Raw genomic sequence first — 25467 nt, forward strand, 5'->3', positions numbered from 1 at the left:
GTCAGAGGGATCTAAATCTGGCTGCAGCGAAATTATCACTCTTTCGCCTGGCTCGATAAAAATCACCTGCCCCTTATTAATCATTACATGTCATCCAGGACTTTCAGGCCCGGCAGCAACGTAATCACCCGCTTTATTCGTTATGCTGATGCCGTGTTGCCTCTCCGGTCCTTAAAACCTTAAAAGGCGATGCAGGCTGAAATCTTCACAGATTGCCGCTGTTCATCACCGCAGCGTTTACACTGAAAGCAACGTCGCCTGGAAAAGTATCCTATGAAACCCAATCCGATTGCTGTCCTGACTCTGATCCTGACTGCTCTCTGCAGTGGCAGCGCTGCAGCCACTGCATGCAGCCCGAACAACGCTGCTGTGGCTAACAGCAATAACCTGATTTTGCTGGGCGGGAATGCGAAAGGTGCGGTAAAGCAGGTGGTTGCGGGTGAGTTTGGTAAAGATGTGAATTCGCAAAAGCGCGTACTGGGGCAGTTCGACGCCTGTGGCGATCTGACGGTTGCCGACGTCAGCTATGACAAAAGTGAGCGCAACGTGATTCTCAGCATGGAGCAACACATTGCCCGTGTGCAGGGCGGCTGGGTGGCGGAATATGCGTATCTGGTAAAAGTGCTGAAAGAGGGCAAAGAGGTGGTGGTCGATAACCGACAGGGGACGATTAACTGGCAGAAAGGTCAGCATGGCAACATTACCAGCGCCTCCGACAGGTTTACCAGTATGGGTAAAAGCGGCTTTACCGACACCACCTATCGCTATGATCGGCAGTTCCGGCTGGAGAAGAGCGTGGCACGCGGCAGCGATCCCCTGACCAACGGTGAAAATCATTACCACTGGAATCCGCAGGGTCTGGTGACCCGCACCACATCGGCCCGCAGCACCGACAGTTATACCTACGATCCCCAATGGCGTGAAGTGCGGCTCAACGGCACGGCGACCACACCGCTGAGCACCATCCGGTCAGTAGATGAGTGTCAGTCCTGGGATCAGGTGGGTAACTGTACCCTGAGCTATCTGCATGAGACCGAAATCTTCACGCGCGGCACTATTGAGCGCCATCTCAGTTCCGCCTACAAATATGAGTACTGGGACCAGCCAGCGGCGGCGGAGTAAAAGGCGATCGGATGATCGCCTGTCGGGTGGTTATTTAACCGTCTGACTAAAGGCATCCAGCGCCAGCAGTGCGTTTGCAATATCTTCTGGTGAAAGGTTTGGATTAAGGTTTTTCAGCGTGTCGCCCTCACTGTTCGCCAGTGCACCCACTTTGACCAGATTCTCCCAGCTCTCATTTTCCAGATGCAGCTCCCGGAGCGTGGTCGGCATGTTGATCGAGCGATAGAAGCGGATATAGCGCGCAATGTCCTCATCCGGACGCTTCTCAAGCACCATCTGCGTCAGTGTGCCGTAGGCGACTTTCTCGCCATGAGTCAGATGGTGGATATCACCATCAATCGCGGTGAAACCATTATGAACAGCGTGCGCAGCTGCCAGCCCTCCGTTTTCAAAGCCCAACCCTGATAGCAGCGTATTCGCCTCAACCACCGCTTCCACGGCGGGCGTCACTCGTTTTTGGGTGACGGCAACATAGGCGCTGTAACCCCAGGTAAGCAGCGTTTCTTCACAGGCACGGGCAATCGCCAGCCCGGCAATTGTCGGATCACCATTAACCATTGATTTTGAATGCGAACGCGCCACCGCCTGCGCTTCAACCCAGGTCGCCAGTCCATCAGCAATGCCGGAGGCAAAGAGTCGTGCTGGCGCACTGGCGCAGACTGCGGTGTCCACCAGCACCAAATCAGGATTTTTGCTGTAGAAGCGATAGCTCTCAAATACGCCGCTATCAGAATAGATGACCGACAGGGCGCTACAGGGGGCATCGGTGGAGGCGATCGTAGGCACGATGGCTACCGGCTGCTTCAGCTCATCCGCCACCGCTTTAACGGTGTCCAGCGTTTTGCCGCCGCCCAGCCCGACAACCACATTACAGCCCTGACTTTTTGCCAGCTGGCTCAGGCGGGTGATCTCATTGCTCGACGCCTCGCCGTTGAACGGGTGCCAGTTGAAGGTAACGTCCGCCTTTTGCAGCGCCTGTTGGGCGCGTTCGCCGATCAATTTCCAGACGACATCATCCGCAACCAGGAAAGCGTTATCACCCAGTTCGGCCACGTAGGGGCCCAGCTCATCCAGCACGCCCGCGCCCTGCACATATTTACGGGGTGAAGAGAAGATAAATTTACTCATAATCACAGCTCCTTAATATGAAGTTAAACCGCCCTTAGCCTGGCACACGCTGACGAACAGGGAGAGTGTCCAGGGTGAGATAATTCGACGGGCCTGTTACGCTGGCAGGACACCCATACGCTGCTGACCGGCTGTTACCTCCAGGGAGAACGCCATGACCACCACGCTGTTTTCATTTCTGTTTGCCATCACCATACTGACGCTGACGCCGGGCTTTGATACCGCGCTGGTACTGCGCTCAGCAGTCGCTCAGGGCGCAAAGCGCGCCAGCGTGACGGCACTGGGTATCACGCTCGGCTGTCTGGTCTGGGGTGTCGCGGTGGGATTCGGATTAGGCGCGCTGCTGCTGGCCTCCGAAATGGCCTATAACCTGCTTAAGTGGCTGGGTGCCGCCTGGTTACTTTATCTGGGGCTGAAATTGTTGCTGAAACCCCGCCAGGCAGCAATCGACTCGCAACAACCGGCGCTGCAACAGGGCTATCTTGCCTGTTTCAGCCGCGGGCTGCTTGGCAATCTGCTAAACCCCAAAGTGGGCATCTTCTATGTGAGTTTTTTGCCACAGTTTATCCCGGCGGGGGCGTCGGTGGCGCTCTGGTGTAGTCTGATGGCGCTGGCACACATGCTGCTGGGGCTGATCTGGAATGCGGTACTGATTGGCGGCAGCCACTATTTCGCCGGTCATTTGCGCAAACCGCGGGTGCTGAAGGTGATGGATCGTCTGACTGGCTGCGTGTTTATAGGATTTGCGGCGAAACTGGCATTGTCTCGCCGCTAGGGCATTACGGTTTGGTGGCGACCAGCACGGCGCGCAGAGGCGCCGGATAGCCCTCGACCGTTTTGCTGGGGTCATCGGGATCGAGGAATTCAGCCAGAGACTCGCTGGTCATCCAGTCAGTACGGCGTTGCTCTTCAGTGGTAGTGAGGGCGAAATCGACAATCCGGACATCCACAAAGCCGCTTTTTTCCAGCCAGCTTTTCAGCGCTTCAGCTGACGGAATAAAGAAGACATTGCGCATCTGCGCATATCGCTCACCGGGCACCAGCACCTGATTCACATCGCCCTCAATCACCAGCGTCTCCAGCACCAGTTCGCCACCGCTGACCAGCTGATTCTTAAGCTGTAACAGGTGATCGAGCGGCGAACGGCGGTGATAGAGCACGCCCATCGAGAACACGGTATCGAACGCCTGCAACACCGGTAACTGCTCAATGCCCAGCGGCAGCATATGCGCCCGGCGATCGTCGTTAAGCAGCTTACGCACCGCTTCGAACTGCACCAGGAACAGCTGCATTGGATCGATGCCAACCACCAGATGGGCACCCGCGCCAATCATCCGCCACATGTGATAGCCACTGCCGCAGCCCACATCGAGCACTGTGCGGCCGGCCAGTGGAGAGATGTGCGGTAGCACGCGCTCCCACTTCCAGTCCGAACGCCATTCGGTGTTGATGTGGGTGCCATAAAGGAAATAGGGCCCCTTGCGCCACGGCATCAGGTTGCGCAGTAATTTCTCAATACCCTGACGATGGCGATCGCTGATGTCATCGCGGTCGGCAGTAACGCTGTGCAACAGGTCAAGTTTTTGAGGCTCCAGCAGCGGCAGATACTCCAGCGACTTGTACCAGTCGCGGAAGTGCCCATGCAGGTTTTCACGCTGCCACTCGCTGATTTGCGCCGGTAACACTTCCAGCCACTTCGCCAGCGGTCCCACCGCAATTTGCTGATAAAAACGGCCAAAGTCGATCATTTCAACGCCACCAGAGATCCAAAATTAAAGCACTGGAACCAGAGTTCGGCGTGCGAGAAGCCGGCCTGTTTCAGACGGGCTTTATGAGCTTCAACGCTGTCAGTCAGCATCACATTTTCCAGCATGCTGCGTTTCTGGCTGATTTCCAGTTCGCTGTAGCCGTTGGCGCGCTTGAAGTCGTGATGCATGTTAAACAGCAGCTCACCGACTTCGGCATCTTCAAAACTGAATTTTTCTGATAGCACCAGCGCGCCGCCCGGTTTCAGTCCCTGCCAGATCTTTTCCAGCAGCGCCAGACGCGCAGGCGGTTCCAGAAACTGCAGTGTAAAGTTGAGTACCACCAGAGAGGCGTTCTCAATCTCAATGTCGCGGATATCCGCTTCCAGCACCGTTACCGGTGTGTCCGCGCGAAACGCATCAAGATGGCGACGACAGCGCTCCACCATCGCCGGGGAGTTATCCACTGCGATGATCTGGCAACCCGGCACCTGAATATTGCGGCGCACCGACAGGGTGGCCGCGCCCAGCGAGCAGCCCAGGTCATAAACCTTGCTGTCCGGGGTAACAAAACGTTCTGCCAGCATGCCAATCATCGAAATGATGTTGGAGTAGCCCGGCACCGAGCGCTGAATCATGTCAGGAAAGACTTCAGCTACACGCTCGTCAAAAGTCCAGTCGCCCAGTTTTGCAATGGGCGCTGAGAAGAGTTGATCGCGGTCAGACATATCGAAAATCCGAAGAGACGACGGAAAGGGCGCTATTCTCGCAGAAAGTGGGGCGGGCTGCACCCCTTAACCCAGGCCAGCTTAATGCAGCGTCAGCACCAGTTCCCATGGCATATAGATCAGGTTAAAAATCACCATGCCGCACAGGGAAAACAGCGTCAGCAGCATGCCATATTTGCGGCCTGCCATTGCGCTGCTGCGCAAACCCCAGGCGTGCAGCAGGCGACTGATAAAGAACAGCAGACCCGTGAGATGCACCATCCAGATATCGGCACCGTTCATCTCCATCATTACCAGCAGAAACAGCGCCAGCGGAATGGTTTCGATGGCGTTGCCGTGAATGCGAATCGCCATTTTCAGGTCATGGTAGCCGCCATCGCCATACGCCACACGGTAGAATCGGCGATAGCGGACCACGTCCAGCGTGAATTTCATCACCAGTAATGCACCCATCACCACATATAACGCGCTAACCATTGCCACCCCTGCGACTGTCCATAATGCTTCTATTCTAACGGGCGTGCAGCCCGCTGTCCTGGGCAGGAATCAAAACAGTGACGTCTGCTGCGGCCAGTCCGGTCCGCTACCTATGCCGGGATCGATCTGTTGTAGCTGCGGCCAGAGCGCCTGCACCAGCGGAAAGACCTGACCCATATCGGGCGTGTGCAGAAACAGCATGGCGTCGCCCTGTTGCTGCCAATCTGTCAGTTTGTCACGCCAGATCTGAAACAGCGGCACGCTCTCTTCCACACTGTCGCTGCCGATAAACCGCACCATCGGCTGCGAGCCGGTTCGCAATGCATGAGGCGGCACCCGGGGTTTTTGCGCGCGGGCCACCAGCGCGGCCGGACTTTGCGAGGTAGAGGCGTGAACCGGACGGCTGTCGAGCATCACGCGATTGATGCCGCGCGCCAGCAGGCCGCGATTCAGCGCCCGTTCAGCATCCCCTTTAGCGAAGAAAGCAGGATGGCGGACTTCGACGCCATAGTGAAAACGGCGCGGCAGGCTGTCGAGAAAGCGCCACAGGTCGTCGAGCTGCGTCGGAGAGAAGCTGGCAGGCAGTTGCAGCCAGTACTGACCGATGCGATCGGCCAGCGGCTCCATCAGGCGCAGGAAATCGGTCAGCAGGTCGTCGCTGTGCTGCAGCGCCGCCTGATGGCTGATGGTATTGGGAAACTTAAAGCAGAAGCGAAACGCATCGTGCGTCATATCGCGCCAGCGCATCACCGTTTCCGGATTCGGCAGCGCATAGAGCGTGGTATTTCCCTCTACACAATGGAAATAGCGGGCATAGTCCGCCAGGCTTTCGATGCCCCAGCGTTTCCAGTGTGAATGCTGCCACTGGGGCAGGCCAATACGAAGTGTCACGCGCGCTCCTGGCTGCAGATTAAGATACCCCATTATCCGCTATGGTCAGGCTGGGGGGCAAATGCACAGAGGAAATCGGCGCTTTGGCGCGGATCTGCTTATCCTGTCTGGCTTTTTCCATTATAATGACCGCCATTTTTGCGACAGCATCGCAACAGGTAACGCGGCCGGATGCTGTCAGATGCAGCGGCGAAGTTAAAAGGATAGTGTTATGCGTACAGAATATTGCGGACAGCTCAATCTGTCTCATGTGGGTCAGCAAGTCACGCTTTGCGGCTGGGTAAACCGCCGTCGCGATCTGGGCAGTTTGATTTTTATTGATATGCGCGACCGTGAAGGCATCGTGCAGGTGTTTTTTGATCCCGATCGCCAGGACGCATTTAAGCTGGCTTCTGAACTGCGTAACGAATTCTGTATCCAGATCACCGGTACCGTGCGTGCGCGTGATGAGAAGAACAAAAACAGCGACATGGCGACCGGTGAAGTGGAAGTGTTTGCCCAGGCACTGACTATTATTAACCGCTCTGAGCCACTGCCGCTGGACTCGAATCAGACCAACAGCGAAGAAGCGCGCCTGAAGTACCGCTATCTGGATCTGCGCCGCCCTGAGATGGTGACGCGTCTGAAAACCCGCGCAAAAATCACCAGCTTCGTTCGTCGCTTTATGGATGACGCAGGTTTCCTGGATATCGAAACCCCGATGCTGACCAAAGCGACGCCGGAAGGCGCGCGTGACTATCTGGTGCCAAGCCGGGTACATAAAGGCAAATTCTATGCGCTGCCGCAGTCACCTCAGCTGTTTAAACAGCTGCTGATGATGTCCGGTTTTGACCGCTACTATCAGATCGTTAAATGCTTCCGCGACGAAGATTTACGCGCCGATCGTCAGCCAGAATTTACCCAGATCGACGTGGAAACCTCCTTTATGACCGCGCCACAGGTGCGTGAAATCATGGAGCGTTTAATCCGCAATCTGTGGCAGGACGTGCAGGGCGTTGATCTCGGTGAGTTCCCGCAAATGACCTTTGCGGAAGCAATGCATCGCTACGGTTCAGATAAACCGGATCTGCGTAACCCGATGGAGCTGGTGGACGTCGGCAACCTGCTGAAAAACGTGGAGTTCCAGGTCTTCTCTGGCCCGGCTAACGATGAAAAGGGCCGTGTTGCCGCGCTGCGCGTACCGACCGGCGCACAGCTGAGCCGTAAGCAGATTGATGAATATGGCAAGTTCGTGGAGATTTACGGCGCCAAAGGTCTGGCGTGGATGAAGGTTAACGTCCGTGCTGACGGCCTGGAAGGCGTGCAGAGCCCGGTTGCCAAATTCCTGAATGCGGAGATTGTAGAAGGCATTCTGAGCCGCACCGGCGCTCAGGATGGCGACATTATCTTCTTTGGTGCCGATCGCGCCAAAGTGGTCGCGGATGCACTGGGTGCGCTGCGTCTGAAAGTGGGCCGCGAGCTGAACATCACTGATGAGAAAGCCTGGGCACCGCTGTGGGTAATCGACTTCCCGATGTTCGAAGAGGACGAGGAGGGCGGTCTGGCTGCGATGCACCATCCGTTCACGGCGCCAAAAGAGATGAGCGCAGAAGAGCTGGCCGCCGATCCAACCCGTGCCGTGGCGAATGCCTACGACATGGTGATCAACGGTTATGAAGTGGGCGGCGGTTCAGTGCGTATCCACAACGGCAAAATGCAGCAGACGGTGTTCAGCATTCTGGGTATCGAAGAGCATGAGCAGCGTGAGAAGTTTGGCTTCCTGCTGGATGCGCTGAAGTTCGGTACGCCACCGCATGCGGGCCTGGCCTTTGGTCTGGATCGCCTGACCATGCTGCTGACCGGCACCGATAACATTCGTGACGTCATTGCGTTCCCGAAAACCACGGCGGCCGCCTGCATGATGACCGAAGCGCCAAGCGCAGCCAATCCGGCTTCCCTGCTGGAGCTCGGCATTCAGGTCGTTAAAAAAGAAAAGCCTGAGAATAAATAATGGGCTATAAACACCCGGTTTCAGTGCTGGTCGTCATTTCGGCGCGCGATACTGGCCGGGTGTTGATGCTGCAGCGGCGTGACGATCCCACGTTCTGGCAGTCGGTCACCGGCAGCCTGGAGGCGGGAGAGTCACCGCTGGCGACCGCGTGTCGTGAAGTGAATGAGGAAATCGGCATCGACGTGCTGGCCGAGCGGCTGGAGGTGGAGGATTGTCAGCGTCAGATCGACTTTGAAATCTTTCCCCATTTCCGCCATCGCTACGCCCCTGATGTCACCCATAATCACGAGCACTGGTTTCGCCTGCAACTGCCGACGGAGCGCGATGTGATGCTCACCGAGCATCTGGCGTTTCGCTGGATGGCACCCGCTGACGCTGCAGCATTAACCCGATCATGGAGTAACCGCCAGGCAATTGAAGAATTTATCTGAATGCTCGCCATCGCCCGGTATTCCGGCGGCGGATAGATTAAATTTTATGAATCTGGTGAGTTTTAACAGGACTTCACCAACATATTGAACAGTCAGGCGTAATCGGCACCGTGAGGTTGTTCACCGCCCGCGCGACGTCGTCAGCGTACGCTTGTACGTGAGGATGCTTCGCGACGCTCGCCCTCGGGGCATTCAGGTTGTCAGTCACCTGTATGCGTACGGACGGTAAACAGGCTCGCAAGCAGGATAGCCTGCACCCTGTAAAAGATCGGAGAAAATTTAAAATGGCAGGACACAGTAAGTGGGCAAATACCAAACACCGTAAGGCGGCGCAGGATGCCAAGCGCGGCAAAATCTTCACCAAAATCATTCGTGAACTGGTGACAGCGGCCAAGCTGGGCGGCGGCGATCCGGGCTCAAACCCGCGCCTGCGTGCAGCGATGGATAAAGCGCTGGCGAACAATATGACGCGTGACACCATGGATCGCGCTATTGCGCGCGGTGTAGGCGGCGATGACAATGCCAACATGGAAACCATCATCTATGAAGGCTACGGTCCTGGCGGCTCGGCCATCATGATTGAATGCCTGAGTGACAACCGTAACCGTACCGTGGGCGAAGTGCGTCACGCCTTCACCAAAACCGGCGGGAATCTGGGCACCGACGGCTCCGTGGCTTACCTGTTCAACAAAAAAGGCGTGATCTCCTATGCGCCGGGTCAGGATGAAGATGCGGTGATGGAAGCGGCTCTGGAAGCGGGCGCAGAAGATGTGGTCAGCTATGACGACGGCGCGATTGATGTCTTCACCGCATGGGAAGAGATGGGCACGGTGCGTGATGCACTGGAAGCGCTCGGCCTGAAAGCGGACACTGCAGAAGTGGCAATGATCCCGACCACCAAAGCAGAGATGGATGCGGAAACCGCACCTAAACTGCTGCGTCTGATCGACATGCTGGAAGATTGCGACGATGTGCAGGAGGTCTATCACAACGGTGAAATCTCCGACGAGGTAGCGGAAACGCTGTAATGGCGTCTACCGTAATCACTTTAACCAAAGAGGCGTAATGTCGATTATCCTGGGTATCGATCCCGGCTCACGCATCACCGGTTATGGTGTTATTCGTCAGACTGGCCGCCAGCTCACTTATCTGGGCAGCGGCTGTATCCGCACTAATACCACCGAGTTGCCCGCCCGTCTGAAGCTGATTTATGCGGGCGTCTGTGAAATCATTACGCAGTTTTCACCCGACTTCTTCGCCATTGAACAGGTGTTTATGGCGAAGAATGCAGACTCCGCACTGAAGCTCGGCCAGGCGCGTGGTGCCGCGATTGTTGCCGCGGTAAACCACGATCTGCCGGTGTTTGAGTATGCCGCCCGTCAGGTAAAACAGACCGTGGTTGGCATCGGCAGCGCCGAGAAAAGTCAGGTGCAGCACATGGTGCGAACCCTGCTGAAGCTACCGGCGAACCCGCAGGCGGATGCCGCCGATGCGCTGGCGATTGCCATTACGCACTGTCATGTGGCTCAGAATGCGGCTCGCATGAGTGACAGCAAGCTGGTGCTGACGCGCGGACGGTTACGCTCAGGTTAGCCGTCATCGCTCAGGTCGCACTCACAGGCTGGATATTCATCCAGCCTTTTTTATGTTATAAAATCCGCCACATTCGTTAGTTAAGGAAGCGTTCAGGTGATAGGTCGTTTACGGGGCAATATTCTGGAAAAGCAGCCGCCACTGGTACTGCTTGAGGCACACGGCGTCGGCTATGAAATTTATATGCCCATGACCTGTTTTTATGAGTTGCCTGAACTTCAGCACGAAGCGGTGATTTTTACCCACTTTGTGGTGCGTGAAGATGCGCAGCTGCTGTTTGGTTTTAACAGCAAGCAGGAGCGCGCGCTGTTTCGCGAACTGATTAAAGTGAATGGCGTCGGACCCAAGCTGGCGCTGGCGATCCTCTCCGGCATGTCGGCGCAGCAGTTTGTGACCGCTGTTGAGAAAGAGGAGATCGCGTCACTGGTGAAACTGCCAGGCGTGGGCAAAAAGACGGCTGAGCGTCTGGTGGTCGAAATGAAGGACCGCTTCAAAGGAATGCACGGCGACCTGTTTGGCGGCGATTCTGCCTTTACGCTGACCACGCCGAGCGCCGAGCCGGAAACCAATGATGCGGAAGCCGAAGCGGTTGCCGCGCTGGTATCACTGGGTTATAAACCGCAGGAAGCGAGCCGTATGATCAGTAAAGTCGGTCGACCGGATGCGGATTGCGAAACCCTGATCCGCGAAGCGCTACGCGCCGCCATTTGAGGTAAGTCATGATAGAAGCCGACCGCCTGATCTCCGCTGCCAGTATCAGCGAAGAAGAGGTTATTGACCGCGCTATTCGCCCGAAGATGCTGACCGAGTATGTCGGTCAGCCGCAGGTGCGTGAGCAGATGGAGATTTTCATCAAGGCAGCGCAACTGCGCGGCGATGCGCTCGATCATCTGCTGATCTTCGGTCCGCCGGGACTGGGTAAAACCACCCTGGCGAACATCGTGGCCAACGAGATGGGTGTCAATCTTCGCACTACTTCAGGTCCGGTGCTGGAAAAGGCGGGCGACCTGGCGGCGATGCTGACCAACCTTGAACCGCATGACGTCCTGTTTATCGATGAAATCCATCGTCTCTCACCGGTGGTGGAAGAGATACTCTACCCGGCGATGGAAGATTATCAGCTGGATATCATGATTGGCGAAGGCCCGGCTGCGCGCTCAATCAAGCTCGATCTGCCGCCGTTTACCCTGATTGGTGCCACCACGCGTGCTGGCTCGCTGACCTCGCCGCTGCGCGATCGTTTCGGCATTGTGCAGCGGCTTGAGTTCTATCAGGTTAAAGATTTGCAGCACATCGTAGGCCGCAGCGCCGCCTGTCTGGGTCTGGCGCTGAGTGACGAAGGGGCGTTAGAGATCGCCCGTCGCGCCCGCGGCACGCCGCGTATTGCCAATCGCCTGCTGCGCCGCGTTCGTGACTTCGCCGAAGTGCGGGCAAATGGTGACCTGAGCGGTGAAGTATCCTGCAGCGCGCTGGATATGCTTAACGTAGACAGCGAAGGGTTCGATTATATGGACCGTAAACTGCTGCTGGCGATCATCGACAAATTTATGGGTGGGCCGGTGGGACTGGATAACCTGGCTGCGGCCATTGGTGAAGAGCGGGAAACCATCGAAGATGTGATTGAACCCTTCCTGATTCAGCAGGGCTTCATTCAGCGCACACCGCGTGGCCGGATGGCCACGCAGCACGCTTATCGTCACTTCGGCATCACGCGCGAAGAGTAACTAGACTGCTGGTTTCCGGACCATACTGAAAATAAACAGGATGGCGGCGCAGAGCACCACTGACGGCCCGGCAGGCGTGTCGTAGAAGGCGGAGAAGGTCAGGCCGCCGGTGACGGCAATCACCCCGATGACTACGGCGACGGCCGCCATGCCTTCCGGTGAACGCACAAAGCGACGAGCGGTCGCAGCGGGGATAATCAGCAGTGAGGTGATGATCAGCGCACCCACGAACTTCATTGCCACTCCGATAGTCAGTGCCGTGACCAGCATCAGGATCAGACGGGTACGCTGGATATTGACGCCGTCCACCTGTGCCAGTTCCGGGCTGATGGTCATCGACAGCAGCGACCGCCACTGCCACGCCATCACCAGCAGCACGATCACCACGCCGCCACCCATCATCCAGAGATCGTCTGGCGTCACCGCCAGCAGGTCGCCAAACAGATAAGCCATCAGATCGACGCGAACGTTCTTCATCAGGCTGACCACCACCAGGCCCAGCGACAGCGCGCTGTGCGCCATAATCCCCAGCAGGGTATCGATAGCCAGATGTGGACGACGCTCCAGCCAGACCAGTCCCAGCGCCAGGCAGACCGTAACCAGAATCACCGCGTAGTAAGGATTCACGTTAAACAGCAGGCCAAATGCCACGCCCAGCAGAGAGGCATGTGCCAGAGTATCGCCGAAATAGGACATCTTGCGCCAGACAACAAACGATCCCAGCGGACCGGCAGCCAGCGCTAACATCACACCGCCTATCCAGCCCGGTAATAACAACTCAATCATGATGGACCCTGTCCTTTGCGTAAAACGATACGTCCCTGAAGGTCGTGACGGTGATTATGATGATGACGATAAATCGCCAGCTCCTCCGCGCCGCGCGGACCAAACATGGCGATAAATTCCGGATGCTGCGATACCGCTTCCGGGGTGCCGGAACAACAGATGTGATGGTTAAGGCACAGCACTTCGTCGGTTTTGGCCATCACCAGATGCAGATCGTGGGAGACCATGAGTACGCCGCAGTTCAGTTCAACACGTAACTGATTGATAAGGTCATAGAGTGACACCTGACCATTCACATCCACACCCTGAGTAGGCTCATCGAGTACCAGCAATTGAGGCTGATTCAGCAGAGCGCGCGCCAGCAGCACACGCTGGGTTTCACCACCGGAAAGCTTTTGCAGCGGGGCGTTGAGCAGGTGACCCGCCTGCACGCGTTTCAGTGCCGGCAGGATCTCGGCGTTTTTGCTGCCACGGGTCAGACGCATAAAGCGTTCAACGGTCACCGGCAGGGTCGGGTCGATGTGCAGCTTCTGTGGCACATAGCCAATTCGCAGACCGGGATCACGCTGAACGGAACCGGTGGTGGGAGCGAGCAGTCCCAGCACCACACGCACCAGCGTTGATTTTCCGGCGCCGTTAGGACCCAGCAGGGTGAGGATGCGGCCAGGCTGCAGTGCCAGGCTGACACCGGATAACACATTGCGCTGGTTAAACTTTATCGAAACATTATCGAGTGTGACAAGTGAGGTCATAGTATTTACAGGTTGCACAGAATTTCGAATGTTATAATATCACATTCCACCTCATGGTCACGATGGAATGACGCAATATGTTACATAATAAAAAGGGCGCAATTTTCGCCTTAACTGCTTTCTCCGTTACAGCTTCGTTAACCCTTCCAGCTCAGGCGAATGTCGTGGCTTCACTCAAACCGGTAGGGTTTATCGCTGCGGCCATTGCCGATGGTGTCACACCGGTTGATGTTCTGCTACCGGACGGTGCCTCTGAACACGACTATTCCCTGCGGCCCTCAGATGCAAAACGCTTAAAAAACGCGGACTTAGTTGTATGGGTCGGGCCTGAAATGGAAGCCTTTATGGCGAAGTCTGCGGCTGAACTTCCGGCCCAAAAAAACCTCGCGATGGTGAACATCGACGGGGTAAAACCGTTATTGATTAGCGGTGGTGAAGATGAAGATGAACACACAGCGGAAAAATCCGAAGAACAGGAGGCCGATGCCCATCACCATCATCACGGCGAGTTTAATATGCACCTGTGGTTGTCGCCAGAGATTGCGCGCAAGACCGCGGTTGCAATCCATGGAAAATTATTGGAACTTATGCCGCAAGATAAAGCCAAACTTGACGCCAACCTCCAGCAGTTTGAGGTAGCTTTGGCGGACACGGACAAACGCGTTAGCGCACAACTCGCTCCGGTCAGAAATAAAGGATATTTCGTTTTTCACGACGCTTACACGTACTTTGAAAAACAATACGGTCTCTCGCCCACCGGGCACTTTACCGTCAATCCTGAAATTCAACCGGGCGCTCAGCGTTTACATCAGATACGAACACAGTTGGTTGAGCAAAAGGCGGTCTGCGTCTTTGCTGAGCCACAATTCAGGCCAGCAGTCATCGATGCTGTCGCCCGCGGAACGCAGGTGCGTAAAGGCACGCTCGATCCCCTGGGAACAGACATCAGCTTAGCCAAAGACAGCTATGTGAAATTCCTCTCACAACTGTCGAGCCAGTATGAAAGCTGCCTGAATGGAGCATGAGGAATAGGTAAAAGTGCAGCAGATAGCCCGCTCTGTCGCCCTCGCATTTAATAATTTGCCGCGCCCCCACCGCGTAATGCTGGGTTCTTTAACTGTAGTCACTCTGGCCGTCGCTGTCTGGCGGCCTTACGTTTATCATCCTTCGGATGATGTGACGCCCATCGTCAAAAACATCGAACTGGATAAGAACACGTTCCGCACGCTGTTGCCGGAAGCCAGTGAGCCTATCGATCAGAGCACACCGGAACCGGAAGAAGAATTGCCTGCGGACGATGTGGACACCGACGTGCCCGAAACGGCCGGTGTTCACGACTACACCGTTTCATCCGGCGATACTCTGAGCAGTGCCCTGAATCAGTATGGCATCGACATCAGTGACATTAATGCGCTGGTGATGAGCGACCGCGATCTGCGTAATCTGCAGGTTGGTCAGCAGCTGAGCTGGACGCTGGATGATGATGGTGGCCTGAAAACCCTGAGCTGGGAAATTTCCCGCCGTGAAACCCGCACCTATGAGCGCACCCCTAAAGGTGGCTTTAAGATGGATGCGGAGATGCAGAAGGGTGAATGGCGCAACAGCGTGATGCAGGGCGAAGTGCGCGGCAGTTTTGCCGCCAGCGCCCAGCGTGCCGGACTGAGCAGTGCCGAAGCCAGCGCCGTGATCAAAGCGCTGCAGTGGCAGATGGACTTCCGTAAACTGCGTGCGGGTGACCAGTTCAGCGTACTGATGTCACGCGAAATGCTGGATGGCAAGAGTGCGCAAAGCCAGTTGCTGGGTGTGCGCCTGCGCAGCGGGGGTAAAGACTATTACGCTTTCCGCGCCGAAGATGGCAAGTTCTACGATCGCAGCGGCTCCGGTCTGGCGCGCGGCTTTATGCGCTTCCCGACGGTTAAGCAGTATCGTGTCTCCTCTAACTTTAATCCGCGTCGTCTCAACCCGGTTACCGGCCGCATAGCGCCTCATAAAGGCGTCGACTTTGCGCTGCCGATCGGTACGCCGGTGCTGGCAGTGGGTGATGGTGAAATAGTGGTGGCGAAGAACGGCGGTGCCGCGGGTAACTATGTCGCCATTCGTCATGGCCGTCAGTATATGACGCGCTATATGCACATGAAGAAAGTGCTGGTGAAGCCAGGTCAGAAAGTGAAGCGTGGCGACCGTATTGGACTGTCAGGCAACACCGGACGTTCCACCGGGCCGCATCTGCATTTTGAAATCTGGATCAATAATCAGGCGGTCAACCCATTAACGGCGAAACTGCCGCGCATGGAAGGCCTGACCGGTAAAGATCGCAGCGATTACATGGCACAGGTTAAATCCTGGCTGCCTCAGCTGGGTCTGAAGTAAGCGAATTTCGTCAAATCGCGCAAAAACCGACGGGTTTCCCGTCGGTTTTTTGCTATATGGCGCAGGATGATTGCAAATTTTCAGGTCGTCACTATCATTAGCCGGTCATTGCTTGAGGCGAGTGCATGGAAACCCGTAAAAAAAATAACACTGAATTTATTCCCGTTTTTGAACGTTCTTTTCTCAAACCTAAATACTGGGGCAGCTGGCTGGCAATTGGTGCGTTGGCGGGTCTGGCGTATTTACCGCCGAAAGTGCGCGATCCGCTGCTGGGTCGGTTAGGCAAATTCGCCGGTAAGCTGGCAAAGGGCGCACGTCGCCGTGCGCTGATTAACCTCTATTACTGTCTGCCGGAACTCAGCGAGGCGCAGCGTGCAACGCTGGTCGATGAGATGTTTGCGACGGCACCGCAGGCGATGGCAATGATGACCGAGCTGGTGCTGCGCGATCCGGCACGTATCCGTGAACGTGTAGAGTGGCATGGTCGTGACATTATCGACCAGATGAAAGCGGACCAGCAAAATGTGATTTTCCTGGTGCCACACGGCTGGGCGGTGGATATTCCTGCCATGCTGCTGGCGTCAGAAGGGCAAAAGATGGCGGCAATGTTCCATAACCAGAGCGATCCGCTGATGGACTATGCGTGGAACACCGCACGCCGCGGTTATGGCGGACGGCTTCATGCCCGCAACGACGGCATTAAACCCTTTATCAGTTCGATCCGTCAGGGCTACTGGGGCTACTACCTGCCCGATCAGGATCATGGCCCGGAGCACAGCGAGTTCGTCGATTTCTTTGCCACCTATAAAGCGACGCTGCCTGCGGTAGGGCGACTGATGAAAGTGTGCCGCGCGCGCGTGGTGCCGCTGTTTCCGGTTTATAACAGCGAAACGCACAAGCTTGAGATTTATGTGCGTCCGCCGATGGACGATCTGCTGGAAGCTGACGATCACCAGTTGGCTCGCCGGATGAATGAAGAAGTGGAAGTGTTTGTCCGCCCGCATCCCGAGCAGTACACCTGGATCCTCAAGCTGCTGAAGACCCGCAAAGAGGGTGACATCGAGCCCTATTCGCGCAAAGATCTCTATCCGCGCAAATAGCAAAAAGGCCGCGAAAGCGGCCTTTTCTTATCTCCTAATCACTGGCTACAGGTGTGTGCTCCCTTGCTTTGAGCTTCTGAGCTGCCTGCTCAGGACACACCTGTGGCTGGGCTGCCTTTTTATAACGCCTCCAGCCTGCTGCGACGTTTACGCTCGCGCATAAACAGGATCACCAGACCAAACCAGAGCATGCCGCTGATAAAATTGACCAGGCAGAACCACAGCGTGCCGCCGCTGAAGTAGCCGCTTTTCGCCAGCTCAATTCCCACCGCCAGCGTCATAATACTGATCATTCCCAGCATCGCAGCCACACTGCCTTTGCCTTCGTTGCTGGCGTAGAGCGTCAGGCGATACAGTCCGGCATTGACCATGCCCGCGCCAAAGGCGTAGAGACTCAGGCCAGCGGTTATCAGCAGATAGCCGTGGCTGTTCATCAGGCTCGCCACCAGCGCCAGGCTCAGACCAATCAGAATCGGCCAGGCGGCGAACTTCACCGGCTGCTCAATCGGCACGCGTCCCGCCAGCTTACTCAGCGTCAGGTTACCGGCGATCATCGCCAGAAATACCGGCAGCTGCAACAGGGCGTACTGCATGCGTGACAGACCTTCGTCGTGCATCAGGATCACCGGCGAAAGAGCAACCCAGGTGAGGATCGGGATAAACACCAGCCCGATAGCGAAGGAACCAAACATCACCAGCCGGTCTTTCATCAGCCGGCCATAGTTGCGTGCAAGATTGGGCAGGGCGATGGAATGACTGCGGTCACCTGCGGTTTCGGGCATCACACGCCACAGCACCACAAAGGCGACCAGGCTGCAGGCGGCAAACAGCCAGAACATGCTGCGCCAGCTGCCAATGGTGAGCCAGGCTGCACCAGCAAGCGGACCCGCCAGCGGAGCCAGCAGCGCCACGTTGGCCATCAGCGCCATCATGCGCACCGCCAGCGCCTCATCGAAGGCTTCCTGAATTGCGGCATAACCGACCGCGCCGATAAAGCAGAGGCTGATGCCCTGAATAAAGCGCAGGCTGACAAATTCCTCAATCGAGCTGACCCAGTGCATCAGCATGCAGGCGACGGCAAAAAACAGGATGCCGAAGAGCATCACCGGTCGCCGGCCAAACTTATCAGAGAGAGGACCCAGCAGCCATTGCAGCACCACGCCGCCAATCAGGTAGGCGGTCAGGGAGGTGGAGACCCATTCAGGGCCGACGGAAAATTCGCTGGTGACGATCAGCATGCCAGGCTGGATCATGTCATGAGCAATATAGGTGGCAAACTCGAACAGCACTAACGCCAGAGGAAAGAGTAAAATTCGGCCGGTAAGCTGGCTGATGGGGTGGAAACGGGCCATCTGGCCTCCTTGTCAGAAAAGAAAACGCGACTGCCAGGCAGTCGCGTCGTTTATTCTACACCGACATTGTAAACCCGGACTCAATTAATCCACGCGCAGCACACGTGTGGTATTGGTGGTGCCGGTTGCGCCCATCACATCGCCCTGCGTCACAATGACCAGATCGCCAGAGACCAGGAAGCCTTTGTCGCGCAGCAGGTTAACCGCATCGTGTGCAGCAGCCACACCATCGTTATTGCTGTCGAAGAACACTGGCGTCACGCCGCGATAGAGCGCGGTGAGATTCAGTGTGCGTTCATGGCGTGACATGGCAAAAATCGGCAGGCCTGAGGTGATACGTGAGGTCATCAGCGGGGTACGGCCCGACTCGGTCATGGTGATGATCGCGGTGACGCCCTGCAGGTGGTTCGCGGCGTACATGGATGACATAGCAATCGCTTCTTCGACATTGTCGAACTGCACGTCCAGACGATGCTTGGAGACGTTGACGCTCGGGATCTTCTCTGCGCCCAGGCAGACCTTCGCCATCGCTGAGACAGTTTCAGCCGGATACTGACCCGCTGCGGTTTCCGCAGAGAGCATCACGGCATCGGTGCCATCCAGTACTGCGTTCGCCACGTCCATCACTTCTGCGCGGGTCGGCATCGGGTTAGTGATCATCGACTCCATCATCTGGGTCGCGGTAATGATGGTGCGGTTAAGCTGGCGGGCACGACGAATCAATGCTTTCTGAATGCCGACCAGTTCCGGATCGCCAATCTCAACGCCCAGATCGCCACGCGCCACCATCACCACATCAGAGGCCAGAATGATGTCATCCATCGCTTCCTGGCTGGCGACGGCTTCAGCACGTTCCACTTTTGCGACCAGTTTGGCGTCACAACCTGCTTCGCGCGCCAGACGCCGTGCCAGATTCATATCTTCACCACAGCGTGGGAAAGAGACGGCCAGATAGTCGACGCGGATTTTGGCGGCAGTGATGATATCCGCTTTATCTTTTTCGGTCAGCGCTTCAGCTGAGAGTCCGCCGCCCAGCTTGTTAATGCCTTTGTTGTTCGACAGCGGGCCACCCACGGTGACTTCGGTAAACACTTTCATGTCCTGAACTTCCAGCACTTTCAGCTGCACGCGGCCATCATCCAGCAGCAGGATATCGCCCGGCACCACATCTGCAGGCAGGCCTTTGTAGTCGATACCGACGCGCTCTTTATCGCCTTCGCCTTTACCCAGATTGGCATCCAGCAGGAAACGGTCGCCGATATTCAGGAAAACTTTGCCTTCTTTGAAGGTTGAAACACGAATTTTTGGACCCTGGAGGTCACCGAGGATGGCCACGTGGCGACCCAGTTTTGCGGCAATCTCACGCACTTTATCGGCGCGGATCTGGTGATCTTCTGGCGTGCCGTGAGAGAAGTTGAGTCGTACAACGTTCGCGCCGGCAGCGATGATTTTTTCTAAATTATTATCACGATCGGTGGCCGGGCCGAGGGTTGTAACGATTTTGGTTCTTCTGAGACGTCTTGACATCGAGGACTCCGTAAACATTTAAGCGTGCCCTGGTCTGTGGACACAGCATGGTTATCTATTCTATATGATCGACGGGTTGTGATACGACTCACATTGTAAATGTGATGTTAATTTTTTTGCTGATCATCCTTTTCCCGAATGGTGTGCTTTTCGTAACGCGACGCTTTCAACGCCTCTTTCACGCGTTTCAGGTTTTCCCGGAAGGGCGCACCCCGTTCCAGGGTGAAACCGGTCGCCAACACATCGATCACGGTCAACTGCGCCAGGCGCGATACCATCGGCAAATAGATATCCGTATCTTCCGGTACATCAAGCACTAAAGCTATCGCTGCTTCATGGGCAAGGGGAGAATCGGCAGAGGTGATGGCTATAACGGTGGAACCGTTTACACGGGCCAGGCGAGCCAGTTCTACCATATTTTTTGTGCGTCCAGTATGCGAAATGAGAACAAAAACGTCACCGGCTCGACTATTTATGCAACTCATGCGCTGGATCACAATATCGTCTGACCAGATGACCGGCAGATTAAAGCGCAGAAATTTGGTAAAGGCGTCATGCGCCACCACAGCGGAAGCACCCAGCCCGAAAAAGGCGAGTTTGTCAGCCTGAGTGAGCAGGGTGACGGCCTGCTGCAGTTGGGTGCTATCCAGTTGATCCCGCACCCGCTGCAGCCCTGCCAGCGCCGAGTCAAAGATTTTGTGGCTGTAGTTCTCCACACTGTCATCGTCCTCCACGCCCCGGCTGACCCAGTTGCTGCTTTTCACCAGGCTCTGCGCCAGTTGCAGCTTAAAGTCGGGAAAGCCGCGCGCGCCCAGTCGATGACAGAAGCGATTCACCGTGGGTTCACTGACGCAGGCTTCACGCGCCAGGGTGGCGATGCTGGAGTGCATCGCCGCCTGCGGCGCAGCCAGAATCTGCCGGGCGACTTTCTGTTCCGCATTGCTGAGCGCGGCGAACTGCGCCTCAATTTTTTCCAGCATATTCATAAGCCGATGACCATAATCACTTTTAGCAATTTCAATTATCCCTGTCGTCAGGGTCGATTAACAGAGACTATATCGTGTCATCACCTGCCAGGCGCAACGGCGGACAAGTCGATTGCCCTTTTTTTTGGGATACTTTGACCGGTGCCTGATTTTCCTGACACCAACAGACACAGAAAAAACCGGCAATCCGCACGTGTCATCACACGCGCTTAGCACATCCGGTACAGAGTTAATGCGGTTGACCCGGCGAGTCGGTTTACCTGGCGCGGGGAAAAAAGTACATTGTGCTCAAAGAAAATAATAACCTGGACCCGGTGGCAGAGGATGCATCACCACCGGACTATCCTGCAACGAGGAGAGGAAAATGGCGGTAACACAAACAGCCCAGGCATGCGATCTGGTGATTTTCGGTGCCAAAGGCGATCTTGCACGCCGTAAACTGTTGCCTTCACTGTACCAGTTAGAGAAAGCGGGGCAGATCCACGAGGAAACCCGCATTATTGGTGTCGGCCGTGCCGAGTGGGATAAAGCGGAATACACCAAAGTGGTACGTGAAGCGCTGGAAACCTTCATGAAGGAGAAGATTGACGAAGCGCTGTGGGACAAACTCAGCAATCGTCTCGACTTCTGCAACCTCGATGTCAACGACACCACGCACTTTCCGAAACTGGGCAAGATGCTGGACCAGAAAAATCGCACCACCATCAACTACTTCGCCATGCCACCCAGCACCTTTGGCGCCATCTGTCAGGGTCTGGGCACCGCGAAGCTGAATGCTAAACCGGCGCGCGTAGTGATGGAGAAGCCGCTGGGTACCTCACTGGAAACCTCGCAGGAGATCAACGACAGCGTTGGTGAGTACTTTGATGAGAGCCAGGTGTTCCGTATTGACCACTATCTCGGCAAAGAGACCGTGCTTAACCTGCTGGCGCTGCGCTTTGCTAACTCTATCTTCGTGAATAACTGGGATAACCGCACCATCGACCACGTCCAGATTACCGTGGCCGAAGAAGTGGGTATCGAAGGCCGCTGGGGTTACTTCGATAAAGCGGGCCAGATGCGCGACATGATCCAGAACCACCTGCTGCAGATTCTGACCATGATCGCCATGTCACCGCCGTCCGACCTCAGCGCCGACAGCATCCGTGACGAAAAAGTTAAAGTGCTGCGCTCGCTGCGCCGCATCGATCAGACCAACGTGCGTGAGAAAACCGTTCGCGGCCAGTACACCGCTGGCTTTGTGCAGGGCAAAAAAGTGCCGGGCTACCTGGAAGAAGAGGGTGCCAATAAGTCGAGCGCCACAGAGACCTTCGTGGCAATACGTGTCGATATCGACAACTGGCGCTGGGCGGGCGTGCCGTTCTACCTGCGCACCGGTAAGCGTTTGCCGACCAAGTGTTCAGAAGTCGTGGTCTACTTCAAAAACCCGGAAATGAACCTGTTTAAAGACTCCTACTCAGAGTTGCCACAGAACAAACTGACGATTCGTCTGCAGCCGGACGAAGGGGTGGATATCGAGATCCTGAATAAAGTGCCGGGCCTCGATCACAAGCACAAACTGCAGACCACCAAGCTGGATCTGAGCTACTCCGAGACCTTTAACCAGTCGCACCTTGCCGATGCTTACGAGCGTCTGCTGCTGGAGAGCATGCGCGGTATCCAGGCGCTGTTTGTGCGCCGCGATGAAGTGGAAGCCGCGTGGACCTATGTCGATTCCATTATCGACGCCTGGGCTGCGGACGGCGACTCTTCCAAGCCGTATCAGGCGGGCACCTGGGGCCCGGTGGCTTCAGTGGCGATGATTACCCGCGATGGCCGCTCGTGGAACGAGTTCGAATAACGGAAGTGATGATGAAGCCCGCAACGCGGGCTTTTTTTTCGCCCTTAATCCGGGCCAGTCAACACGAATAAAATTGAACTGCCGTTTCAAAATGGTCGCATGATGATAGACGCTCAGGAAGCTGATCATGTATGGTAGTGGCGCAATTTACAGGGCAGGAGCCGATGCTCCATGACCGGGTCGCAATCCCGGTGTTATCAAGCAAGGGGAACTGATGAAAAACTGGAAAACGAGTGCAGAACAGATTCTGACCACCGGACCTGTGGTGCCGGTCATCGTTGTGAACAAACTGGAACACGCCGTGCCGATGGCAAAAGCGCTGGTGGCAGGTGGTGTCAGAGTGCTGGAAGTGACGCTGCGCACGCCAGTGGCGATGGATGCCTTACGTGCGATGATTAAAGAAGTACCGGATGCGATCGTCGGTGCGGGAACGGTGATTAACCCGCAGCAGTTACAGGAAGTGACCGATGCCGGTGCGCAGTTTGTGATCAGTCCAGGCGTCACCGAGTCGCTGCTGAAAGCGGCGGTTGAAGGGCCGGTACCGTTGATTCCCGGCATCAGCACCGTTTCTGAGTTAATGACCGGTATGGACTACGGTCTGCGCGAGTTCAAGTTTTTCCCGGCAGAAGCGAACGGCGGCGTTAAAGCGCTGCAGGCGATTGGCGGACCCTTCCCGCAGGTGCGATTCTGCCCGACCGGCGGCATCTCTCCGGCGAACTACCGTGACTATCTGGCGCTGAAAAGCGTGCTGTGCATCGGCGGTTCGTGGCTGGTGCCCAACGACGCGCTGGAAGCGGGCGACTGGGATCGCATCACCCGCCTGGCACGCGAAGCTGTCGAAGGCGCGAAGTAAGTTATGCGGTGAGCGTCTGCTCACCGCACACCTTTACCCCTGAACCGTGACCGCTGCTGCGCTGGCAACGGCACGCGCAATCGCCTGATCGGTGCTGTCACCGCTGGCGAGCGCCACGCCCAGACGACGCTGACCGCTGATTTCCGGCTTGCCGAACAGGCGCAGTTGCAGACCGGCACCCAACGCCGCTTCGACATTCACAAATTGCACATTCTGGCTGGTGAGTTGCGGCAGAATAACGGCGGACGCTGACGGACCATACTGGCGAATCGCGCCAATCGGCAGACCGAGAAACGCCCGCACGTGCAGCGCAAACTCTGACAGATCCTGCGAAATCAGCGTCACCATGCCGGTGTCGTGAGGACGCGGCGAAACTTCGCTGAATACCACCTCATCACCGCAGACAAACAGCTCAACGCCAAACAAGCCATAGCCACCCAGCGCCTTAACCACCTGCGCGGCAACATCCTGTGCCCGCTGCAGCGCCACATCACTCATCTGCTGCGGCTGCCAGGATTCACGGTAATCGCCATCCTCCTGACGGTGACCAATCGGCGCACAGAAATGAATGCCATCGACTGCGCTGATGGTGAGCAGGGTGATCTCGAAATCGAAGTCGACAACCCCTTCGACGATGACGCGTCCGGCACCCGCGCGGCCACCCTGTTGCGCATAGTCCCAGGCGTTATCGAGCTGGCTGGCGTCGCGGATAAAGCTCTGACCTTTGCCGGATGAACTCATCACCGGCTTCGCAATGCAGGGAAAGCCGATTTCGGTAGCCGCTTCATCAAAGCGCGCCTTGCTATCGGCAAAGCGATAGCGGGAGGTCGGCAGAGAGAGCTCTTCAGCCGCCAGCCGACGAATGCCTTCGCGGTTCATGGTCAGCCGCGCGGCACGGGCAGTCGGCACCACGCGCTGGCCTTGCTGCTCCAGTTCAACCAGGGTCTCCGTGGCGATGGCTTCGATTTCCGGTACGACAAAATCAGGCTTCTCTTCAGCGATTAGCGCAGCCAGCGCCGCGCCATCCAGCATGTTAATCACATGGCTGCGATGGGCGACGTGCATCGCCGGGGCATCGGCGTAACGATCAACCGCGATCACTTCCACACCCAGACGCTGACACTCCAGCGCCACTTCTTTACCCAGTTCACCTGAACCCAATAGCATCACACGCGTTGCTGCCGGACGCAGCGCTGTTCCGAGAGTCGTCATTTCTTCACCTAAGCAGTCAAAATTCGCGCGCAAGTATAAACGAAAACGTTTGCGTTCTCATCTTTCGTCCATCTGGCACGACCTTTTGCCTTACTTTTCCCGCTCTGACGTTTCCTGACATCCTTTTCGTCAGGATAGCGGACTGACATCTTAAAAGGAGTGGATGATGAATAACTGGTTGCAACAAATTCAGTCGGTACTGACGAAGAAGGGCGGTGAGGGCAAATCGGGCGGCGGCTTAAGCGACATGCTGGCGCCGGGTGCGCTGGGCGGCCTGGCCGGTATGCTGATTGCCAGTAAATCGTCGCGAAAACTGCTGACAAAATATGGCGGCAAGGCGCTGATTATCGGTGGCGGTGCGGCTGCGGGCGCGGTGTTATGGAACAAATACAAGCAGCGGGTCAGCGAAGCGCACCAGAATGAACCTGACTTTGGCGTGGCGCAGACGCCGGTTAACCTGCGGGCCGAACGTCTGGTGACGGCGCTGGTGTTTGCCGCCAAAAGCGACGGGCACATTGACGATCAGGAACGGGCAGCCATTGAGCAGAATATTCATCAGTCTGGCTACGGTCAGGAAGCGGAACAGCTGATCCAGAAAGCGATGAACCGCCCGCTGGATCCGCAGTGGCTGGCCGCCGATGTGAAGAACGAGGAGGAGGCGCTGGAGCTCTACTTCCTGAGCTGTGCCGCCATCGACGTTGATCACTTCATGGAGCGCAGTTATCTCTCCGCGCTGGGCGACGCGCTGAAAATCCCCCAGGATGTTCGCGACGGTATCCAGCAGGATCTTGAGGCTGAGAAAGCCCGTTTACCCGCCAGTTAATCCCTCTGATATTCCGCTGGCGGGTCACAGGATGTGA

Annotated in this window: 25 protein-coding genes; 14 read left to right on the top strand and 11 right to left on the bottom strand. The window is 56.4% G+C overall.

Annotation, left to right across the window (positions count from 1 at the left end; translation table 11 throughout):
• Positions 1-273: 273 nt before the first annotated feature.
• Positions 274-1122, top strand: coding sequence for a hypothetical protein (locus NR201_RS10265; RefSeq protein WP_256849733.1), 849 nt, complete (start codon positions 274-276; stop codon positions 1120-1122).
• 30 nt (positions 1123-1152) lie between these two features.
• Here the strand turns inward: NR201_RS10265 and NR201_RS10270 are convergent, their stop codons facing one another.
• A complete protein-coding gene (locus tag NR201_RS10270; protein WP_256849734.1) occupies positions 1153-2250 on the bottom strand; it encodes a glycerol dehydrogenase in 1098 nt (365 codons plus the stop codon).
• Positions 2251-2404: 154 nt separating this feature from the next.
• Here NR201_RS10270 and NR201_RS10275 point away from each other — a divergent pair, with 154 nt between their 5' ends.
• The gene (locus NR201_RS10275) at positions 2405-3025 is read left to right on the top strand and encodes a LysE family translocator (protein ID WP_033757930.1); all 621 of its coding nucleotides are present in this window, start codon (positions 2405-2407) and stop codon (positions 3023-3025) included.
• 4 nt (positions 3026-3029) lie between these two features.
• On the opposite strand, the gene cmoB is transcribed toward NR201_RS10275, so the two are convergent.
• The 4 genes from cmoB to NR201_RS10295 all read right to left on the bottom strand — a co-directional run bounded on the left by cmoB (position 3030) and on the right by NR201_RS10295 (position 6091).
• On the bottom strand, positions 3030-3998 hold the full coding sequence (gene cmoB, locus NR201_RS10280) for a tRNA 5-methoxyuridine(34)/uridine 5-oxyacetic acid(34) synthase CmoB (RefSeq protein WP_010258611.1): 969 nt from the start codon (positions 3996-3998) through the stop codon (positions 3030-3032).
• The gene (gene cmoA, locus NR201_RS10285) at positions 3995-4723 is read right to left on the bottom strand and encodes a carboxy-S-adenosyl-L-methionine synthase CmoA (RefSeq protein WP_010258614.1); all 729 of its coding nucleotides are present in this window, start codon (positions 4721-4723) and stop codon (positions 3995-3997) included. Before cmoA ends, cmoB begins: the two co-directional genes overlap by 4 nt.
• Before the next feature lie 81 nt (positions 4724-4804).
• A complete protein-coding gene (locus NR201_RS10290; RefSeq protein WP_010258617.1) occupies positions 4805-5200 on the bottom strand; it encodes an MAPEG family protein in 396 nt (131 codons plus the stop codon).
• Positions 5201-5269: 69 nt separating this feature from the next.
• A complete protein-coding gene (locus NR201_RS10295) occupies positions 5270-6091 on the bottom strand; it encodes a DUF72 domain-containing protein (RefSeq protein WP_061703863.1) in 822 nt (273 codons plus the stop codon).
• A 211-nt stretch (positions 6092-6302) separates the two neighbouring features.
• On the opposite strand from NR201_RS10295, the gene aspS reads away from it, so the two are divergent.
• The 6 genes from aspS to ruvB all read left to right on the top strand — a co-directional run bounded on the left by aspS (position 6303) and on the right by ruvB (position 11829).
• The gene (gene aspS / locus NR201_RS10300; RefSeq protein WP_256849735.1) at positions 6303-8081 is read left to right on the top strand and encodes an aspartate--tRNA ligase; all 1779 of its coding nucleotides are present in this window, start codon (positions 6303-6305) and stop codon (positions 8079-8081) included.
• Positions 8081-8512, top strand: coding sequence for a dihydroneopterin triphosphate diphosphatase (nudB, locus tag NR201_RS10305; RefSeq protein WP_033769243.1), 432 nt, complete (start codon positions 8081-8083; stop codon positions 8510-8512). Before aspS ends, nudB begins: the two co-directional genes overlap by 1 nt.
• Before the next feature lie 284 nt (positions 8513-8796).
• On the top strand, positions 8797-9540 hold the full coding sequence (locus NR201_RS10310; RefSeq protein WP_010258633.1) for a YebC/PmpR family DNA-binding transcriptional regulator: 744 nt from the start codon (positions 8797-8799) through the stop codon (positions 9538-9540).
• Positions 9541-9577: 37 nt separating this feature from the next.
• Positions 9578-10105 (top strand): crossover junction endodeoxyribonuclease RuvC, encoded by a 528-nt coding sequence (gene ruvC, locus NR201_RS10315; protein WP_003849205.1) that lies wholly within the window; start codon positions 9578-9580, stop codon positions 10103-10105.
• Between the two features lie 96 nt (positions 10106-10201).
• Positions 10202-10816, top strand: a complete 615-nt coding sequence (gene ruvA, locus NR201_RS10320) for a Holliday junction branch migration protein RuvA (protein WP_010670803.1) — start codon at positions 10202-10204, stop codon at positions 10814-10816.
• A gap of 8 nt (positions 10817-10824) precedes the next feature.
• On the top strand, positions 10825-11829 hold the full coding sequence (gene ruvB / locus NR201_RS10325; protein WP_010258640.1) for a Holliday junction branch migration DNA helicase RuvB: 1005 nt from the start codon (positions 10825-10827) through the stop codon (positions 11827-11829).
• Here ruvB and znuB read toward each other — a convergent pair whose 3' ends face one another.
• Positions 11830-12615 (bottom strand): zinc ABC transporter permease subunit ZnuB, encoded by a 786-nt coding sequence (znuB, locus tag NR201_RS10330; RefSeq protein WP_010258643.1) that lies wholly within the window; start codon positions 12613-12615, stop codon positions 11830-11832.
• Positions 12612-13367, bottom strand: a complete 756-nt coding sequence (gene znuC, locus NR201_RS10335) for a zinc ABC transporter ATP-binding protein ZnuC (protein WP_010258646.1) — start codon at positions 13365-13367, stop codon at positions 12612-12614. The genes znuB and znuC overlap by 4 nt, the downstream gene beginning before the upstream one ends.
• Positions 13368-13444: 77 nt before the next feature.
• Here znuC and znuA point away from each other — a divergent pair, with 77 nt between their 5' ends.
• The 3 genes from znuA to lpxM all read left to right on the top strand — a co-directional run bounded on the left by znuA (position 13445) and on the right by lpxM (position 16837).
• On the top strand, positions 13445-14392 hold the full coding sequence (gene znuA, locus NR201_RS10340; protein ID WP_033757918.1) for a zinc ABC transporter substrate-binding protein ZnuA: 948 nt from the start codon (positions 13445-13447) through the stop codon (positions 14390-14392).
• Between the two features lie 13 nt (positions 14393-14405).
• Positions 14406-15737, top strand: coding sequence for a murein DD-endopeptidase MepM (gene mepM, locus NR201_RS10345; protein WP_010258653.1), 1332 nt, complete (start codon positions 14406-14408; stop codon positions 15735-15737).
• 125 nt (positions 15738-15862) lie between these two features.
• The gene (gene lpxM / locus NR201_RS10350) at positions 15863-16837 is read left to right on the top strand and encodes a lauroyl-Kdo(2)-lipid IV(A) myristoyltransferase (protein ID WP_010670801.1); all 975 of its coding nucleotides are present in this window, start codon (positions 15863-15865) and stop codon (positions 16835-16837) included.
• A gap of 119 nt (positions 16838-16956) precedes the next feature.
• Here the strand turns inward: lpxM and NR201_RS10355 are convergent, their stop codons facing one another.
• The 3 genes from NR201_RS10355 to NR201_RS10365 form a co-directional block, all read right to left on the bottom strand.
• Positions 16957-18189 carry an MFS transporter gene (locus tag NR201_RS10355; RefSeq protein WP_060680386.1) on the bottom strand — a complete coding sequence of 411 codons (1233 nt, stop codon included), beginning with the start codon at positions 18187-18189 and terminating at the stop codon, positions 16957-16959.
• A gap of 84 nt (positions 18190-18273) precedes the next feature.
• The gene (pyk, locus tag NR201_RS10360; protein ID WP_033757915.1) at positions 18274-19716 is read right to left on the bottom strand and encodes a pyruvate kinase; all 1443 of its coding nucleotides are present in this window, start codon (positions 19714-19716) and stop codon (positions 18274-18276) included.
• A 107-nt stretch (positions 19717-19823) separates the two neighbouring features.
• The gene (locus NR201_RS10365) at positions 19824-20702 is read right to left on the bottom strand and encodes a MurR/RpiR family transcriptional regulator (RefSeq protein WP_256849736.1); all 879 of its coding nucleotides are present in this window, start codon (positions 20700-20702) and stop codon (positions 19824-19826) included.
• A 364-nt stretch (positions 20703-21066) separates the two neighbouring features.
• Here NR201_RS10365 and zwf point away from each other — a divergent pair, with 364 nt between their 5' ends.
• A complete protein-coding gene (zwf, locus tag NR201_RS10370) occupies positions 21067-22542 on the top strand; it encodes a glucose-6-phosphate dehydrogenase (RefSeq protein WP_010258671.1) in 1476 nt (491 codons plus the stop codon).
• Positions 22543-22756: 214 nt separating this feature from the next.
• Entirely contained in the window at positions 22757-23395 is a 639-nt protein-coding gene (locus NR201_RS10375; protein WP_010258674.1) for a bifunctional 4-hydroxy-2-oxoglutarate aldolase/2-dehydro-3-deoxy-phosphogluconate aldolase, read from the top strand.
• Positions 23396-23428: 33 nt separating this feature from the next.
• Here NR201_RS10375 and purT read toward each other — a convergent pair whose 3' ends face one another.
• Positions 23429-24607 carry a formate-dependent phosphoribosylglycinamide formyltransferase gene (purT, locus tag NR201_RS10380; RefSeq protein WP_187493153.1) on the bottom strand — a complete coding sequence of 393 codons (1179 nt, stop codon included), beginning with the start codon at positions 24605-24607 and terminating at the stop codon, positions 23429-23431.
• A 166-nt stretch (positions 24608-24773) separates the two neighbouring features.
• On the opposite strand from purT, the gene NR201_RS10385 reads away from it, so the two are divergent.
• Complete coding sequence (locus NR201_RS10385) at positions 24774-25430, top strand: tellurite resistance TerB family protein (RefSeq protein ID WP_010258682.1); 657 nt, start codon at positions 24774-24776, stop codon at positions 25428-25430.
• The last annotated feature ends 37 nt before the right edge of the window (positions 25431-25467 follow it).

It is taken from the genome of Pantoea sp. Fr-CA_6 (assembly GCF_024520895.1).
Classification (GTDB): Bacteria; Pseudomonadota; Gammaproteobacteria; order Enterobacterales; family Enterobacteriaceae; genus Pantoea; species Pantoea agglomerans.